Source organism: Microbacterium sp. NPDC086615 (assembly GCF_040686055.1).
Taxonomy (GTDB): Bacteria; Actinomycetota; Actinomycetes; order Actinomycetales; family Microbacteriaceae; genus Microbacterium.
The window spans coordinates 1-16,404 of sequence record NZ_JBFBJJ010000002.1 but is presented as its reverse complement, the minus strand read 5'-3'; the positions used below and the strand labels follow the sequence as shown (position 1 = coordinate 16,404).

The 16,404-nt window shown below is 69.3% G+C and carries 14 protein-coding genes; 10 read left to right on the top strand and 4 right to left on the bottom strand.

Annotated elements, in window-relative coordinates:
* Positions 1-40: 40 nt before the first annotated feature.
* Together msrA and msrB are read right to left on the bottom strand one after the other, a co-directional pair.
* Positions 41-595, bottom strand: coding sequence for a peptide-methionine (S)-S-oxide reductase MsrA (msrA, locus tag AB0O24_RS02305; protein WP_058596679.1), 555 nt, complete (start codon positions 593-595; stop codon positions 41-43).
* A gap of 38 nt (positions 596-633) precedes the next feature.
* Positions 634-1,092, bottom strand: coding sequence for a peptide-methionine (R)-S-oxide reductase MsrB (gene msrB / locus AB0O24_RS02300; RefSeq protein WP_307386651.1), 459 nt, complete (start codon positions 1,090-1,092; stop codon positions 634-636).
* Between the two features lie 188 nt (positions 1,093-1,280).
* Between msrB and AB0O24_RS02295 the strand changes: the two genes are divergently transcribed.
* Complete coding sequence (locus AB0O24_RS02295) at positions 1,281-2,108, top strand: SDR family NAD(P)-dependent oxidoreductase (RefSeq protein WP_363372254.1); 828 nt, start codon at positions 1,281-1,283, stop codon at positions 2,106-2,108.
* Between the two features lie 33 nt (positions 2,109-2,141).
* Here AB0O24_RS02295 and AB0O24_RS02290 read toward each other — a convergent pair whose 3' ends face one another.
* Positions 2,142-2,453, bottom strand: a complete 312-nt coding sequence (locus tag AB0O24_RS02290) for a hypothetical protein (protein WP_363372251.1) — start codon at positions 2,451-2,453, stop codon at positions 2,142-2,144.
* 176 nt (positions 2,454-2,629) lie between these two features.
* Here AB0O24_RS02290 and AB0O24_RS02285 point away from each other — a divergent pair, with 176 nt between their 5' ends.
* From AB0O24_RS02285 to AB0O24_RS02255, 7 genes are all read left to right on the top strand, one after another.
* Positions 2,630-3,601, top strand: a complete 972-nt coding sequence (locus tag AB0O24_RS02285; protein WP_363372248.1) for a 3,4-dioxygenase subunit beta — start codon at positions 2,630-2,632, stop codon at positions 3,599-3,601.
* A 175-nt stretch (positions 3,602-3,776) separates the two neighbouring features.
* Positions 3,777-4,493 carry a CoA pyrophosphatase gene (locus AB0O24_RS02280; RefSeq protein ID WP_275801565.1) on the top strand — a complete coding sequence of 239 codons (717 nt, stop codon included), beginning with the start codon at positions 3,777-3,779 and terminating at the stop codon, positions 4,491-4,493.
* A gap of 27 nt (positions 4,494-4,520) precedes the next feature.
* Complete coding sequence (gene pgi / locus AB0O24_RS02275) at positions 4,521-6,236, top strand: glucose-6-phosphate isomerase (RefSeq protein WP_275801564.1); 1,716 nt, start codon at positions 4,521-4,523, stop codon at positions 6,234-6,236.
* Positions 6,237-6,587: 351 nt separating this feature from the next.
* A complete protein-coding gene (locus tag AB0O24_RS02270) occupies positions 6,588-7,517 on the top strand; it encodes a phospholipase (protein ID WP_275801563.1) in 930 nt (309 codons plus the stop codon).
* Between the two features lie 91 nt (positions 7,518-7,608).
* Positions 7,609-8,187 carry a PadR family transcriptional regulator gene (locus AB0O24_RS02265; protein WP_275801562.1) on the top strand — a complete coding sequence of 193 codons (579 nt, stop codon included), beginning with the start codon at positions 7,609-7,611 and terminating at the stop codon, positions 8,185-8,187.
* Positions 8,188-8,257: 70 nt separating this feature from the next.
* Positions 8,258-9,934, top strand: a complete 1,677-nt coding sequence (locus AB0O24_RS02260; RefSeq protein ID WP_363372734.1) for an AarF/UbiB family protein — start codon at positions 8,258-8,260, stop codon at positions 9,932-9,934.
* Positions 9,935-9,964: 30 nt separating this feature from the next.
* The gene (locus AB0O24_RS02255; RefSeq protein ID WP_275801561.1) at positions 9,965-10,957 is read left to right on the top strand and encodes a DEAD/DEAH box helicase; all 993 of its coding nucleotides are present in this window, start codon (positions 9,965-9,967) and stop codon (positions 10,955-10,957) included.
* A gap of 1,900 nt (positions 10,958-12,857) precedes the next feature.
* On the opposite strand, the gene AB0O24_RS02250 is transcribed toward AB0O24_RS02255, so the two are convergent.
* A complete protein-coding gene (locus AB0O24_RS02250; RefSeq protein ID WP_275801366.1) occupies positions 12,858-13,850 on the bottom strand; it encodes a lytic transglycosylase domain-containing protein in 993 nt (330 codons plus the stop codon).
* 401 nt (positions 13,851-14,251) lie between these two features.
* On the opposite strand from AB0O24_RS02250, the gene rpsA reads away from it, so the two are divergent.
* Entirely contained in the window at positions 14,252-15,706 is a 1,455-nt protein-coding gene (gene rpsA, locus AB0O24_RS02245) for a 30S ribosomal protein S1 (RefSeq protein WP_058596663.1), read from the top strand.
* A gap of 101 nt (positions 15,707-15,807) precedes the next feature.
* Positions 15,808-15,981: a hypothetical protein gene (locus AB0O24_RS02240; RefSeq protein ID WP_193751236.1), complete on the top strand. Its 174-nt coding sequence runs from the start codon at positions 15,808-15,810 to the stop codon at positions 15,979-15,981.
* Positions 15,982-16,404: the final 423 nt, after the last annotated feature.

The window sequence follows — 16,404 nt, the reverse complement described above, 5'->3', positions numbered from 1 at the left end:
CAAGGGCCCGGATGCCATGGCATCCGGGCCCCGGAAACGCTTACGCGGAGGCTTCCTCACGCTTGGGCAGCACCCAACCGGGGCGCACGAAGTGGCACGTGTACCCGTTCGGGATGCGCACGAGGTAGTCCTGGTGCTCGGGCTCGGCCTCCCAGAAGGGCGCCTCGGGCTCGATCGTCGTGACGACCTTGGCGGGCCAGATGCCGGACGCGTCGACGTCGGCGATCGTGTCGCGGGCGACCTTCTCCTGCTCGGGGGAGAGCGGGAAGATCGCGGAACGGTAGCTCGTGCCGATGTCGTTGCCCTGACGGTTCAGCGTCGAGGGGTCGTGGATCTGGAAGAAGAACGCCAGGATGTCGCGGTACGACGTCCGGGTCGGGTCGAAGACGATCTCGACGGCCTCCGCGTGACCGGGGTGGTTGCGGTAGGTGGCGTGGTCGTTCTGGCCGCCGGTGTAGCCGACGCGTGTGTCGAGCACGCCGGGCTGCCGGCGGATGAGGTCTTCGACGCCCCAGAAGCAGCCGCCGGCGAGGACGGCGGTCTCGGTGCCGGGGCGGCGGGTGATCTCGCCGGTGTCGGTGGGTCCGCTGGTCATGGTGTGGCTCCTTTTGCGGTTGCGGAAAGAGAAGAGGTTCATGAGACGCGGCTCTCCGGGAACAGCGCGCGGTAGGCGCCGTATCCCTGCGCCTCGAGCTCGGCGACGGGCACGAATCGGAGGGCGGCCGAGTTCATGCAGTATCTCAGCCCGCCGGCCTGGCGAGGGCCGTCGTCGAAGAGGTGGCCCAGGTGGCTGTCGGCTCCCGCCGAGCGCACCTCGGTGCGCGTCATCCACAGACTCCGATCCGTCTTGGTCACGACGGCGTCGTCATCGATCGGCTTGGTGAAGCTCGGCCAGCCCGAGCCGCTCTCGAACTTGTCGGTCGAGGAGAACAGCGGCTGTCCTGACACGACATCGACGTAGATGCCGTCCTCGTGGTTGTCCCAGTACTCGTTGCGGAACGGCGGCTCGGTGGCGTCGTCCTGCGTGACGGCGAACTGGCGGTCGGTGAGGCGGCCCAGCGCCTCCGACGTCTTCCGGTACTCCGTGCTCACGGTTCGTATCCTCTCGTCTCGACGCCCGGGAGCGGGCGTCACACAAGAGAACGCGGCGCCCGCGCTTCTTGGTCCCTCGGGGCTGGGAGCGGGCTGTGAGTTCTCAGGAGTCCCGGATGCCGAGGGCAAGCCCCGTGGTTCTCATTGGCGCGCGCATTAGCGTGGCGCTCATCGACCAGGAGGTACGCATGACCCGCACCATCGTCATCACCGGCGCCAGCGACGGCATCGGTGCCGCGTCGGCGAAGCAGCTGAACGATCTCGGTGAAGAGGTGGTGGTCGTCGGCCGCAATCCCGAGAAGACCGCTCGGGTCGCGCGGACCCTCGGTGTCGATTCCTTCGTCGCGGACTTCACCGACCTGGCGCAGGTGCGCGAGCTCGCGGCATCCCTTCTCGAGCGATACCCGCGCATCGACGTGCTGGCGAACAACGCCGGGGGAGTGTTCGGCCGGCGTACCCTCACGACCGACGGGTACGAGACGACGTTCCAGGTGAACCACCTCGCTCCGTTCCTGCTCACGAACCTGCTACGGGAGCGCCTCATCGAATCCGGTGCCTCGGTGATCCAGACCTCGAGCGCCGCGGCCAAGCTCTTCCCGCGCTTCGATCTCAACGACCTTCAGGGAGCGAATCACTTCTCCTCCACGACGGCCTACGGCAATGCGAAGCTCGCGAACGTTCTCTTCACGAAGGAGCTGAACCGTCGATTCGGGGAACAGGGCCTCTCGGCTGTCGCCTTCCACCCCGGCGTGATCGCCTCGAACTTCGGATCGACGAGCGACGGGCCGTGGAAGTTCTTGTATTCCGGTCCGCTCGCGAAGCGGTTGATGACCTCGACCTCGGTCGGCGGAGCGCGGTTGACGTGGCTCGCCCTCGGCAAGCCCGGTGTCGACTGGGAGCCGGGCGGCTTCTACGCGAACAACAAGCCCGCCAAGACGAACCGCATCGCCGACGACCCGGTGATCGCGCGACAGCTCTGGGAGCGCAGTGCCGTTCTGACCGATCTGTCGGACTGACGTCGTCATCGCCGACCACATGGGGCCGAAGGGTCAGCGCGTGAGCCCCCGCGGGGGTTCGACCTCCCACCCGAGGCGTTCGAGCGCGTCGTGCAGGCGTCGTGCCTGCGCCCACGCGACCTCCCTCGACACGTCGGAGTAGACGTCGATCGCGAAAGGCGGCGGGTCGGCGAACTTCGGGATCTCGACTTCGGCCCAGGCGTGCGGGGCGAGCCAGACACGGGGGCGGGAGGTGCCCGCATCCTCGATGCCCCCGTCGGCGGCGAAGGCGATGACGTCGAGCGCGTCGAGCTTGGTGATGGGCATGTCCACGACGAGCGTGACCGCGTGCAGCGTGTCCGACATGGCGTACCTCCCGTCCCCTCATCCTCACACGGGGATCGTCTCCCGGGTCGGGTTCGTCGGGACGGCATGACGATGCCGACACGGCGCATAGCCGACGCACAGGATCGGTCAAGTCTCCCGCAGGGTGCGTCCCGCACAGTCGGTGGACCGACCCCACCCCGACCCCGGAGGCGACCATGAGCAGGATTCCCGAGACGCAGATGACCCCGGACGGCCCCGCCTACGAAGGGCGGTTGCTCGACCGCGCCGATGAGCCCGTCGTCGATCAGGGTGCACCGTTCGACATCCGCACGCTCGTCTCACGCCGCGGCATCCTGGGGCTCGTCGTCCTGGGTGCGGGCGCGGCCACGCTCGCGGCGTGCACTCCGGCCGCGACCGGGACGACGGGGGCCGCCTCGGCGACGCCCACCGCGTCGCCCACCGCCACACCGAGTGCGACCCCGAGCGCCTCGGCAGCCGACGCGGTCGCCGCCCTCCCCGCCGGCGAGATCCCCGACGAGACTGCGGGACCGTACCCGGGAGACGGGTCGAACGGCCCCGACATCCTCGAGCAGTCGGGGATCGTGCGCAGCGACCTGCGCACGATCCCCGGTGGAGGGGCGACCGCAGCGGGCGTGCCGATGACCCTGAATCTGACCATCTTCGACACCGCGAACGGCGACGTGCCTTTCGCCGGTGCCGCCGTGTACGTCTGGCATTGCGACACCGAGGGACGCTCCTCGCTGTACTCGTCCGGGATCGAGGACGAGAGCTACCTGCGCGGGGCCCGAGTCGTCGGGGACGACGGCATCGTGTCCTTCACATCGATCTTCCCCGGCTGCTACGACGGCCGCTGGCCCCACATCCACTTCGAGGTCTACCCGAACGTGGATGCCATCACCGATGCGTCCAACGCGATCGCGACGTCGCAGGTCGCCCTGCCGCAGGCCGCGTGCGACGTGGTGTACGCGGACGCGGCGTACCCGTCGTCGGCATCCAATCTCTCCCGAGTCTCGCTCGACAGCGACAACGTCTTCGGCGACGACGGGGGAGCACTCGAGCTCGCCACCGCCACGGGCGACAACTCCTCCGGCTGGACCGTCTCCCTGGGCGTCCGCGTCGACACGGCCACGACCCCGGCCGCGGGTGCCGCACCCGGGCGGCGCTGACCCGAATCCGCCAGGAAGGCCTCCGATGCCGCGGAGAAGGAGTCTTCGGGCGCGGAGAGGGCCGCTTCCGCGACCGCGCCCGCCGGTGCCTGTGTCGACGTCCCGATCGAGGATCGGTGGCAGGCGAGGCAGGAGAGGAGGATCGAACGGACGACGCGCTCGGTAGCCTCGACCCATGTCCTCCCCCCGCGCGCAACTGGAGAACCTCGTCCGTCGCCCGCACGCCGGCGACTTCGCCGCCCTGCACGCTCTGCCCGTCGAGGGCGAGGCGCGAGCCGCCGCGGTGCTCATCCTGTTCGGTGTCCTCGACGGCATCCCGAGCCTCCGCGAGGCGGCGCACGTGCCGAGCGACCTGGACGTCCTCCTCCTGGCGCGTGCCTCCACCCTGCGGGCGCACCCGGGCCAGGTCGCGTTCCCGGGCGGCCGTGTCGACCCCGGAGACGCGGATGCCGTGGCCGCGGCGTTGCGCGAAGCCCGCGAGGAGACGGGGCTCGATCCCGACGGGGTCGATGTGCTGGGGACGCTCCCGGCCGTGCCGCTCGCGTTCTCACGGCACGAGGTAACCCCGGTGATCGGCTGGTGGTCGCGCCCGACATCGGTTCGCGCGGTCGACAGGGCAGAGTCGGCCGAGGTGTTCCGCGCCCCCGTGGCGGACCTTCTCGATCCGGACCGTCGCGGGTCGACGGTCATCCGACGCGAGGGACGGGTGTGGCGGGGGCCGGCGTTCGCGCTCGAGACGGCCGGCGGGCCGCAGACGGTCTGGGGCTTCACCGCGATGGTGCTGGACGGACTGTTCGATCTGCTCGGCTGGACCGAACCGTGGGATGCCGCTCGCGAGATCGCGCTGCCCGAGCAGGCGCCGACGTCTCCTCCCCATCCCGCAGATCTTTAGCGTCTTCCACGCGCTTCGTCATCCGCGATGTGTACGGGCGCGGGGATCGCTAGCGTGGACACCGTGACTGCGCCTATCGACCCCACCACCACCGCCGCCTGGTCCCGCCTCTCCGCGTTGCGCGACTCGTTCCAGCCCGACCTCCGCGGCTGGTTCTCCGCCGACGCCGACCGGGTCCGCGACCTCACCCGCACGGTCGGCGACCTGCACGTCGACCTGTCGAAGAACCTCGTGACCCCCGAAGTGCTCGACGCCCTCATCGACCTCGCCGGTGAGACCGGCGTGCGCGAACGCTTCGCCGAGATGCTCCGGGGTGCACACCTGAACACCAGCGAGGACCGCGCGGTCCTGCACACGGCGCTCCGTCGCCCCGCCGGCGCCGAACCGGCGCTGGTCGTCGACGGGCAGCAGGTCGACCACGATGTGCACGAGGTGCTCGATCGTCTCAGCGCCTTCGCCGACCGCGTGCGCTCGGGGGAGTGGCGCGGCGTGACCGGCAAGAAGGTCACGACCGTCGTCAACATCGGCATCGGCGGCAGCGACCTCGGACCCGTCATGGTCTACGAGGCGCTCCTTCCCTACGCCGACGCCGGTGTGCACGCCCGCTTCGTCTCCAACATCGATCCGACCGACATCGCTCAAAAGACCGCCGACCTCGACCCCGAGACGACGCTCTTCATCGTCGCCTCCAAGACCTTCACCACCCTCGAGACGCTGACGAACGCTCGGCTCGCTCGCGATTGGTTGTGGGAGAAGCTCGCCGCGGCGGGGGCGATCGACGACACCGACGCCGCACGCACCGACGCTGTGGCGCACCACTTCGTCGCCGTTTCGACCGCGCTCGACAAGGTGGCGGCCTTCGGGATCGATCCCGCGAACGCCTTCGGCTTCTGGGACTGGGTCGGCGGCCGCTACTCGGTCGACTCCGCGATCGGTCTGTCGCTGGCGATCACACTCGGCCCCGACGCCTTCCGGGATCTCCTCGCCGGTTTCCACACGGTCGACGAGCACGTGGCATCCACCCCGGTCGAGCAGAACGTGCCCGTCCTCATGGGACTGCTCAACGTCTGGTACACGAACTTCCTCGGCGCGCAGTCGCACGCCGTGCTGCCGTACGCGCAGCAACTGCACCGTTTCGCCGCGTACCTCCAGCAGCTCACGATGGAGTCGAACGGTAAGTCCGTGCGCTGGGACGGCACCCCGGTGACCACCGACACCGGCGAAGTGTTCTGGGGCGAGCCCGGCACCAACGGCCAGCACGCGTTCTACCAGCTGATCCACCAGGGCACGCGTCTCATCCCCGCCGACTTCATCGCCTTCGTCAACCCGGCCTACCCCCTGGCCGACGACGGCCGAGATGTGCACGGCCTGTTCCTCGCGAACTTCCTCGCCCAGACCAAGGCGTTGGCGTTCGGGAAGACGGCTGAAGAGGTCGAGGCCGAGGGGACGACGGGTGCCCTCGTCGCCGCTCGGACCTTCCCGGGCAACCGGCCGACCACGTCGATCTTCGCGCCCTCGCTCACCCCTGCCGTTCTCGGTCAATTGATCGCCCTGTACGAGCACATCACCTTCACGCAGGGCACGATCTGGGGTATCAACTCGTTCGACCAGTGGGGCGTGGAGCTCGGCAAGCAGCTCGCCCTGCAGATCGCCCCGGCGATCGAGGGCGACGACGACGCTCTCGCTGCCCAGGATGCCTCGACGGCCGCGCTCCTCGCGTACTACCGCGACCACCGCGCCTGAGAATTCGGGCTGATCCGCGATTTTTTCCGTCGCGGATCAGCCCGCTTTCCCCGCGTCGCGGGGGCTCGAGTCGCGTCGCTGACGAGCCGTTCAACCCGCACTCGAAGGTTTGTGAAGAAATGCCAGGTCAAGGGCGCGAAATTTTCGACGCCGCGCGCGTGACCCGAGAAGCCTCGCGACGCCTCGATCTTCGACGAGGCGTGGTCTCTCCCGCCTGCCCCCTCCCACGACCCTCCCAGGTAACGAAGAGATAACGCTCAGAACGGCCACCCACACTCGGGGACTTGTGTCGACCCGACGGCACAACACCCGCGCTCCCCCCGAGAGCGCGCCCCCGACGAAAGTGCTCTTTTGCTGCGTTCCGACCTCAAGCTCGTTCCCGTCCATCGCGCCCGTCGTACTCTCGCCACCGCGGCGACCTGTGCGGGCCTCGCCCTCGGCATGATCGCCACCACCGGTCTCGCCGTCGCGGCACCGCTCTCCCTGCCGGACGCCTCGGCGTCCGCGTTCAGCGCCCCCGAGGCGACGGCCTCACCCGCGACGATGCCGGTGGCGACGCTCGGCTCGACGCCGACGCTGCAGGCGGTCTCGGCATCCGCCGACACCGCCGCTGCCGACGCGCAGTCGGCGCTCTCCGGTGCCGCGTCCGTGCAGGCCGACATCGCGGCGGCGGGTCTGCCGCTGGCGGTCGGCGACACGGGCATCGACACCGCCGCGCTGAACGATGCGGTCGATCGTCTGTCGACCTCGGACCTGCTTCCCACGGTGCTCCTGCCGGCGCTCAGTCAGAACGCCGAGGTCGAGACGCAGCGCGTGAACGATCGCGTCGCCGTTCTGCGTGGCAGCTTGAACGGCGCCGTCGCGGCCAAGGCGGCGGCGGATGCCGCGGCTGAGGCGCAGCGCCAGGCGGAGGCCGCGGCTGCCGCCGAAGCCCAGCGGAAGGCGGATGAGGCCGCGGCCCTTGCGCGCGTCAACACGCCCGACGGTGCCAAGGAGTACGCCGCCCAGCTCGCCGCTCAGCAGTACGGGTGGGGCGACGATCAGTTCTCCTGCCTCTCCTCCCTGTGGACCAAGGAGTCGGGCTGGAACTACCAGGCCTACAACCCCAGTGGCGCGACGGGTATCCCGCAGTCGCTCCCCGGTGACAAGATGGCGACCTTCGGCGACGACTGGCAGACCAACGCGGCGACCCAGATCAAGTGGGGCCTGGACTACATCTCCCGCGGTTACGGCACTCCGTGTGCCGCGTGGGGTCATTCGCAGGCGACCAACTGGTACTGAGAAAAACCTCCGCGATCGACCTCGACCGCGCCATAACGATATATCGTTATGTATCGCTGACTCAGATCGGGTCCGCGCGAAGGAGGTCGTCATGAGTGGTTCATTCCTGGGAGACGCGTTCGGCGGACGCGGCGGAAGCAACGCCCCCGGCTGGCCGGTGTCCAGCATCGTCGAGGGCCTGGAGCAGCTGCGGGCGCAGTTCGAGCAGAAGACCGCGTCCGCACCCCGTATGAACAAGGGTGACGTGCGCTCGGCCGTGCTCTCGCTCCTGCTCGAGCAGCCGATGCACGGCTACCAGATCATCCGCGAGATCGAGGATCGCAGCGGCGGGTCGTGGAAGCCGAGCCCGGGTTCGGTGTACCCGACGCTCCAGCTGCTGACCGACGAAGGCCTCGTGCAGTCCGAGGAGTCGAACGGTCGCAAGACCTACTCGCTCACCGCCGAAGGCCGCGAGGCCGCCGGAGAAGAGACCACGGAGCGCACCGCCCCGTGGGAGTCCGCGGGCTCGCGTGAGGGAGGTCGCATGACGGCGCTCCCCAAGGCCGGCGTCGAGCTCGCTCAGGCTGCCGCCCAGGTGGCACGCACGGGCGACAAGGAGCAGGTCGCGCAGGCCGTCGAGATCCTCGACGAAGCCCGTCGCAAGCTCTACTCCATCCTCGCCCAGGGCTGAGGTTGCCCGTCCCCGGCGCGTGCCCTCGGCACGTCGGCATCCAGGAGTCCCGTTGACCGACGACGCCCTCATGCGTGCGCGCTACCGGCGCATCACGCGGTTCGCCGCGCGCTATCTCGTCCAGGCGTGGTGGTACGAGCTGTTCCTTCCGCGGTTCGGTCTCGGGTGGATCTCCGCCCGAGGCCGAACCCGGCGGCTCCTGCGCATCGCCCAGCGCTTCCACGTCCTCGCGGTCGATCTCGGCGGACTCATGATCAAGGTCGGGCAGTTCATGTCGTCGCGCCTCGACGTGCTTCCGCCGATCATCACGAAAGAACTCGAGGGCCTGCAGGACGAGGTGCCCGCCGTGCCTTTCGCGGAGATGCGCGAGCGCATCGAAGAAGAGCTCGGGATGCCGCTGACCCGCGCCTTCGCCTTCGTCGATGAGCGACCGCTCGCGGCGGCGTCGCTCGGGCAGGCGCACCGGGCGACGCTCACCGAGGCGATGGCGGAAGAGAGCGGACTCCGCGACGTCGTCGTCAAGGTCCAGCGCCCCGGAATCGACCGCATCGTCGACGTCGACCTCCGCGCCCTCCGCAAGGTCGGGCGGTGGCTCAGCAAGGTCTCGATCGTGTCGGATCGCGTCGACATGCCGGCCCTCGTCGAGGAGTTCGCCGTCACGAGCCTCGAAGAGATCGACTACCTCCACGAGGCGGCGAACTCCGAGCGCTTCGCCGCCGATTTCGCCCGTGACGGGGGCGTCGCCGTTCCCGCCGTGGCGTGGGAACGCACGACACGACGCGTGCTGACGCTCGAGGACGTGTCGGCGATCAAGGTCAACGACGTCGAGGCGCTCCGCGCCGCCGGGATCGATCCCTCCGAGGTGGCCGCACGGTTCGCCTCGGTGATGTTCGACCAGCTCTTCGAGGACGGGTTCTTCCACGCCGATCCGCATCCCGGCAACGTGTTCGTGACCCCGCTGTCGACTCCGGATGCCGCCACTTCGGACTGGCGGTTCACGTTCATCGACTTCGGCATGATGGGCGAGGTCCCGCCCGGACTCCGGCGTGGTCTTCGGCGCGTCCTGATCGCCGCGGCCTCCCGCGACGGCAAGGGCCTGGTCGACGGCATCCGTGACATCGGCGTCCTCCTTCCCTCCGCCGACACCGTGCAGCTCGAGCGGGCGATGACCCAGCTTTTCTCCCGCTTCGGCGGCATGGGCTTCGCCGAGCTGCAAGAGGTCGACCCGCGGGAGTTCCGCGCCTTCGCCGTCGAGTTCGGCGACGTGGTGCGCACGCTCCCGTTCCAGCTGCCCGAGAACTTCCTCCTGATCGTCCGTGCGATGTCGCTCACGAGCGGCATGTGCAGTGCTCTCGACCCTGCTTTCAACATCTGGGATGCCGTCGAGCCCTACGCGCAACGCCTCATCCGCGAAGAGAGCGGCAACACCGCCCAAGCGCTCGTGCGCGAGGTCGGAGCGGTCGCCGCCGTCACGGCGCGTCTCCCGCGCCGTCTCGACACGTTGATCTCGCGGTTCGAAGAGGGAGCCGTCTCGGTACAGACGCCGCGCATCGAGCGCCGATTGCGCGATCTCGAGCGGATGATCCGTCGCGTCGTCTCGGCGGTCCTGTTCACCGGGCTCCTGATCGGCGGAATCCTGCTCCAACCCGAGCAGGGTTTCTGGGGGACGACCCTCGTGGTCGCCTCGGTCGCGCCGCTGTCGCACGCTCTGCTCGCGGGATTCGTCGCCCGCCGCAACGGCGGCTGAACGGGCAGCGGTCCTCCTTAGACTGTCCCGGTGCGCCCCGATCCTGCACGCCCGCTCGCGGGGTGGACCTTCGACGGAACGCTTCGTGCCTACCAGGCGGCGGCGTTGCGGCGGGTCGATGTCGACGCGGGGGAGCCGCTGCACCTCGTCGCACCGCCCGGGTCCGGCAAGACCCTCGTGGGGCTGCTGCTGGCCGCCCGACGGGGCAAAAAGACGGTGGTCTTCGCGCCGACGCTCGCGATCAGAGACCAATGGGTCACCGCGGCGCGAGCGCTCGCGCACGACGACGCGGCGGTCTCGGGCGATCCGACCGCTCCGGCCGACCTCACCGCGCTGACCTACCAGTCGATCAGCGTGCTCGACTCCGTTTCGCCGTTCGCGGGTCTTGCGCGGAGCAGGTGGCTCGAGGAGCTCGAGGCCGACGACCGGTCGCCCGATGCCGCGACAGCCTGGCTCGACGCGCTGGCCGAGAGCAATCCCGCCGCGTACCGGCGAGGCATCCGCGCCCGTGCCCGAGCCGTCCGCCGGACCCTGTCGCGACAGGATGCCACGGTCCTCGCCGCTGCGCTCCACCCCAACGCGCGCGACCTCATCGATCGTCTCGTGGCAGAAGGCGTCGAGACGATCGTGCTCGACGAGTGCCACCATCTCCTCGACCATTGGGCGCTCGTCGTCGCAGCCCTGATCGCGCGGCTCCGGGCCGCGGGCCGCGAGCCGTTGGTCATCGGTCTGACCGCGACTCTGCCGACTCCCGACGACGCCGACGAGTACGACAATTACCTCATCCCTGCTCGGCGAGGTCGATCTCGAGGTGCCTGTGCCGGCGGTGGTTCGCGAGGGCGACCTCGCCCCGTATCGCGAGCTCATCCACGTCGTCGAGCCCACCGCCGAGGAGCGGCTGTTCCTGAGCGCCCACGCCGAGGCTCTCGAGGTCGCCCTGCGCACGAGCTTCGCCGTCGGTTCCGGACGCGCGAGTCTGCTCGGCATCCTGCAACCGGCGGTCGGCGGCGCGGGCGCCGATGACATCGATGGCGGGCTCGCTGCGGCGTTCGCCGCTGATTTCGCGGGTGCCGAGGCGGCCGCCGCGATGCTCTTCCTCGTCGCCCCGGACGACCCGGTGACGGCGCACCTGCCGGAGTTCGCGCGTCGCCCGCCGACCACCGATGAGACGCTGCGTCTCCTCGGCCGTTTCGCCCTCGACCAGGTGCTTCCCGACCCCGCTCGCACCCAGGAATGGCAGCGTCTGCGTGCGCTCCTCGCCGACTTCGGGTACGCCCTCACCGACAAGGGTGTGCGTCGCACGCGCGATCCCATCGACTCGGTTCTGACGTCGTCGCTCGCCAAGGACCAGGGGGCGTGCGACATCATCGCCGCCGAGCGTGACGTCATGGGCGAGCGTCTCTGCGCTCTCGTCGTGACGGACTTCGCGCGACACGGCAACGTGCACGGTGGCCTGCTCGGCGCCGCGGGAGCCGTCCGGACCTTCTCGGTGCTGGTGACCGACGCCGCCACCGCAGCGCTTCCGGCGATGCTCGTGACCTCGTCCACCGTGCGCCTCTCGCGCCGCCACGCGCCCGCTGTCCTGCCCGCTCTCGTCTCCGAGCTCGGCGTCGAGGTGACGGCGGTCCCCGTGGACGACGATCCGTCCGTGCTGGAGGTGCGTGGCATCGCCGGGGCGGGCATCGTCAGCGCCGCAGCCCGGCTCCTCGACGCGGGAAGGCTCCAGGTCGTCGTCGGAACGCGCGGGCTGTTCGGCGAGGGCTGGGACTGCCCCCGCGTGAACACCCTCGTCGACCTCGCCGCCGCAGCCGGCGACGCCGCCATGCAGCAGCTGCGCGGCCGCACCCTGCGCCTCGACCCCTCGTGGGCTGAGAAGACCGCCCACAACTGGACCGTGACCGCGCTCATCCCGACCGATCTCGCCGTCGAGGCGCAACCGGATGCCACCCGTCTCCGCCGCAAGCACTCGAGGCTCTGGGGGGTCGATGTCGATGACCCGGCACGGGTGGTCCGAGGTCTCGGCGGCGCTCTCGGCCACGCTCGACGACGAGCGCTGACCGACGTCCTGGCGAAGGTCCCGGGAGCCGCCACGGCGGCGATCGGCAGCCTTCATGCGATCCCGTCGCGCGCCGAGACCCGCGATCTCTGGCGGATAGGCGAACCCTACGACGACGTCGAAGAAGAGACCTTCGTTGTCGAGCACCGACCAGGCTCCCCGCTGTTCCCGACCTCGGTGTCGGCCACGCGAACCGCAGCCACGGCGTTCCTCGGCACGGTCGGCGCGACGGGCGTGGCGGTGTCCGGGGCCATCGCGCTCGTCCCCGACGCGGCGCCGCCGCTCGCCGGCGCGTCGCTTCTGGCCGGCACCCTCGCTGCGCTCCCTCTGGGTGTCGCGTGGCGACAGGGACGACGTCGCGTCCGCGACGCCGGCGCGACCCTGCAACGGATGGCCGAGGTGCTGTGGGAGGCGTTGGGTGACGCCGGTCGTATCCGCGCCGCGTCCGGCACGCCTCGGGTCGACCCGGCTGATCCTCTCACCGCGGTTCAGCGGCTCGACGTTACGGTTGCGCACGCCGATTCCGCCGACCGCGCGGTGTTCGGACAGGCGCTCCTCGAGCTGTGTGCGCCGGTGCGCGCACCGCGGTTCGTGCTCGAAATCGATCGCGGCGGACGGTCGGCGCCGGTCCGCGCGGCTCTCCGACTCACCGGGGCGGTTCGCCCGCGTCGATTCCTCTCGGTGCCCGCGGACATCGGGCGCCGTCGCGAGACCGCTCACCGCTTCGCGCAGGAATGGCAGCGCCGCATCGGCCCGGCTGTCCTGCACGAAGTCGGGCTCTCGGCGGAAGATCCCGTGATCAGCGAAGCGCGCCGCGCCGGAGCATTCTCCGGAGCGGCGCGCTCGATGGTGCGGTGGAGCTGAGGCTCAGTACCAGCCGGTCGACTGCGAGTGGTCCCAGGCGCCGCACGGGCTGCCGTATCGACCCGAGATGTACCCGAGACCCCAGGCGATCTGGGTGCCGGCGTTTGTCTGCCAGTCGGCACCGGCAGAGCTCATCTTGCTTCCGGGGAGAGCCTGCGGGATGCCATAGGCACCGCTTCCGGCGTTGTAGGCCTGGTAGTTCCAGCCCGACTCGCGGTTCCAGAGCGAGACGAGGCACGAGAACTGGTCATCGCCCCAGCCGTAGCCGGACAGCATGCCGCGTGCGGTGGCCTGTGCGCCGCCCGGGCTGTTGCCACCCGAGCCTCCGCCCGACGACGGCGGGGGAGTCCAGTCGCCACCGCCGGACGAGCTGCCCGAAGACGCGTTCGACCGGGCCTCCTCGTCGGCCTTGGCTTGGGCGGCCGCCGCGGCCTCGGCTTCCTGCCGCGCCTTCTCAGCGGCCTCCTCCTCTTGCTTCTTCGCGACCGCGGCGTCCAGACTTCCGCGAAGCGCGCTGACCCGCTGGTCGACGGCCGTCGCCTCAGCCCTCACATCACCGGTCACGCCGGGGAGGAAGGTCGACGGCAGCACCTGCGCCGCGGTCAGGTGATCCGCGGCCGCCTGGAGCGCGGAGGTGTCGACGGTGGCGGGCTGACCGATGTCCAGTCCGGATGCCGCGATGTCGTTCTGGACCGTCGTCGCCGCTTGCAGCGAGGCTGCGGCGGTCTGCTCGGCGGCTCGAGCGTCTGCGCGATCGGGGTCGGACGTCGTGCCGGGCGCGACAGGTGCGCTGTAGGAGGCGAGCTGCATGCTCGAGGCCGAGAGGAGGGAGGATCCCGCGTTGGCCTGAGCGAGGGGAGCGGTCCCCGTGAGGGTCACCGTCGCCGCGAGTCCCAGAGCCACGACACCGGCGGTGATCGCGGGGCGGCGAGTGGAGCGGCGGGCCGCCAGTCGGCGGGCACGGCGGTTGTGTGTGGGCGTCGAATCAGAACTCATAAAACCGGTTTCGTATCGCGAGGACGGCGGAAAACAGCACGTCCTGCCCGTGATCGACGGGCACGGAACGGGGAGCCTGGCACGGCAGTCTGGACGCAAGCTGGGCGAGAACACCCCGACGGGCCCCGTTCGAGAGGCCATATCGATCCGACCGCGCGGCCCGCGGACCGCGGTCTCGTCGGTATCCGGGGCCGCGGATGCGTTAGGCTTGAGTGTCACTCGTCTGGCTATCCCGCACCGCGGGTGTGAGCGGGTGGCATCGCACGAAACAATCCGCTTCGCTTCGGCTCGTGGTTCTCGTTCGCCCTCCAGCGAGTGGTGCCCGGCCGGTCCGGCCTCATCCGGGGCTGTCCCGCAGGAGCCGAAGCCCGACACCAAACCCAACTAGGACAACCCACTACATGACTACCGCAACGACCGCCCCGGCTACCAAGCAGGTCGCGATCAACGACATCGGCTCCGCCGAAGACTTCTTGGCCGCGGTCGAGAAGACCCTCAAGTTCTTCAACGACGGCGACCTCATCGAGGGCACCGTGGTGAAGATCGACCGCGACGAGGTCCTCCTCGACGTCGGTTACAAGACCGAGGGTGTCATCCCCTCCCGCGAGCTTTCGATCAAGCACGACGTCGACCCCAACGAGGTCGTCAACGTCGGCGATCACGTCGAGGCCCTCGTTCTCCAGAAGGAGGACAAGGAAGGTCGCCTCATCCTGTCCAAGAAGCGTGCGCAGTACGAGCGCGCGTGGGGCGACGTCGAGAAGATCAAGGAGAACGACGGTGTCGTCACCGGCTCCGTGATCGAGGTCGTCAAGGGCGGGCTCATCGTCGACATCGGCCTCCGCGGCTTCCTCCCGGCCTCGCTCATCGAGCTGCGCCGTGTTCGCGACCTCACGCCGTACCTCGGCCAGGAGATCGAGGCGAAGATCCTCGAGCTCGACAAGAACCGCAACAACGTCGTTCTGTCGCGCCGCGCCCTGCTCGAGCAGACGCAGTCCGAGTCGCGCACCACGTTCCTCAACAACCTCCACAAGGGCCAGGTCCGCAAGGGCACGGTTTCGTCGATCGTCAACTTCGGTGCGTTCGTCGACCTGGGCGGCGTGGACGGTCTCGTGCACGTCTCCGAGCTCTCCTGGAAGCACATCGAGCACGCCTCCGAGGTCGTCGAGGTGGGCCAGGAGGTCACCGTCGAGATCCTCGAGGTCGACCTCGACCGTGAGCGCGTGTCGCTCTCGCTCAAGGCCACCCAGGAAGACCCGTGGCAGGTGTTCGCCCGTACCCACGCGATCGGTCAGATCGCTCCGGGCAAGGTCACCAAGCTCGTCCCGTTCGGTGCCTTCGTCCGCGTGGCGGATGGCATCGAGGGCCTCGTGCACATCTCCGAGCTGTCCGGCAAGCACGTCGAGCTCGCCGAGCAGGTCGTGTCGGTCGGCGAAGAGGTCTTCGTCAAGATCATCGACATCGACCTCGAGCGTCGTCGCATCTCGCTGTCGCTGAAGCAGGCCAACGAGTCTGTCGACCCCAACGGCACCGAGTTCGACCCGGCGCTGTACGGCATGGCCACCGAGTACGACGAGCGTGGCGAGTACAAGTACCCCGAGGGCTTCGACCCCGAGTCGGGTGCCTGGCTCGAGGGCTTCGACGCTCAGCGCGAGCAGTGGGAGCAGGAGTACGCCGCTGCCCAGGGTCGCTGGGAGGCCCACAAGGCTGCCGTCGCCAAGGCCCTCGAGGCCGAGGCTGCGAACCCCACCGACACCGGTTCGTTCGGTGGCTCGTTCTCGTCGGAGTCGCCCGCTCAGGGCACCCTCGCCGACGACGAGTCGCTGGCTGCGCTTCGCGAGAAGCTCTCCGGTCGCTGATCGGTTCCTCATCGAAGGCCGGTACCCCTCGGGGTGCCGGCCTTCGGTCGTTCCCGCGCAACCCCTGGTCATCCCCGTGGCCGTCGGGGGAGGATCGTCGCATGGCAAATCGACTTCCGCTCCTGATCGCCCTCGCCGGTTCGGCCGTGCTGTTCCTGTCCATCGCGTTCGTCTTCGCTCTGGTCATCGGTGCCATGTTCTTCGGTGGCATCGAGTTCACCGGCGGACATACGGATGCCACGGCCTCGCTGGCATCGATCCCGTCGCTTATCTGACCCTCCGGGGCCACAGCTCGGGCTGTGCGGCCCGAACTCGCGAAAACCGCGGATTTCCGCGGTTTCGGGGGTGCGACACGCCCGGGCGGTGGTGTGGATTGGACGAGTGCGCGGGATCCGCGTAACTTATTACTTGTTCGCCCCACAGGGGAGAGCGGAGCGGCCGAAAGGCCCCGCGTCCTCTCAAGCGGTGAACCACCCCCAACACGGCACTTGAGAGTTTCGATTCTCTGGTCTACAGTTGGGATCCTGCCACTCGGCGCCTGTCATCGACACAAGCTCTTCCTCTGGAAGTCTTTTTCGTCGTGTTGACTGCCGTATGTGGCACATATAGAAGTGAACTGCCTCACGGGTAGGTCGAGAGATCGTTTCTGTGGGTGCGTCCGTTCCTTGAGAACTCAACAGCGTGCACTTGTCAAATGC

Excerpts from the sequence above, each read along its gene's own strand:
- AB0O24_RS02240 (WP_193751236.1), top strand. The coding sequence starts at position 15,808 with ATGGCAAATCGACTTCCGCTCCTGATCGCCCTCGCCGGTTCGGCCGTG.
- AB0O24_RS02295 (WP_363372254.1), top strand. The coding sequence starts at position 1,281 with ATGACCCGCACCATCGTCATCACCGGCGCCAGCGACGGCATCGGTGCC.
- AB0O24_RS02285 (WP_363372248.1), top strand. The coding sequence starts at position 2,630 with ATGAGCAGGATTCCCGAGACGCAGATGACCCCGGACGGCCCCGCCTAC.
- pgi (WP_275801564.1), top strand. The coding sequence starts at position 4,521 with ATGTGTACGGGCGCGGGGATCGCTAGCGTGGACACCGTGACTGCGCCT.
- msrA (WP_058596679.1), bottom strand. The coding sequence starts at position 595 with ATGACCAGCGGACCCACCGACACCGGCGAGATCACCCGCCGCCCCGGC.
- AB0O24_RS02280 (WP_275801565.1), top strand. The coding sequence starts at position 3,777 with ATGTCCTCCCCCCGCGCGCAACTGGAGAACCTCGTCCGTCGCCCGCAC.
- rpsA (WP_058596663.1), top strand. The coding sequence starts at position 14,252 with ATGACTACCGCAACGACCGCCCCGGCTACCAAGCAGGTCGCGATCAAC.
- AB0O24_RS02260 (WP_363372734.1), top strand. The coding sequence starts at position 8,258 with ATGCGTGCGCGCTACCGGCGCATCACGCGGTTCGCCGCGCGCTATCTC.
- AB0O24_RS02250 (WP_275801366.1), bottom strand. The coding sequence starts at position 13,850 with ATGAGTTCTGATTCGACGCCCACACACAACCGCCGTGCCCGCCGACTG.
- AB0O24_RS02265 (WP_275801562.1), top strand. The coding sequence starts at position 7,609 with ATGAGTGGTTCATTCCTGGGAGACGCGTTCGGCGGACGCGGCGGAAGC.
- AB0O24_RS02290 (WP_363372251.1), bottom strand. The coding sequence starts at position 2,453 with ATGTCGGACACGCTGCACGCGGTCACGCTCGTCGTGGACATGCCCATC.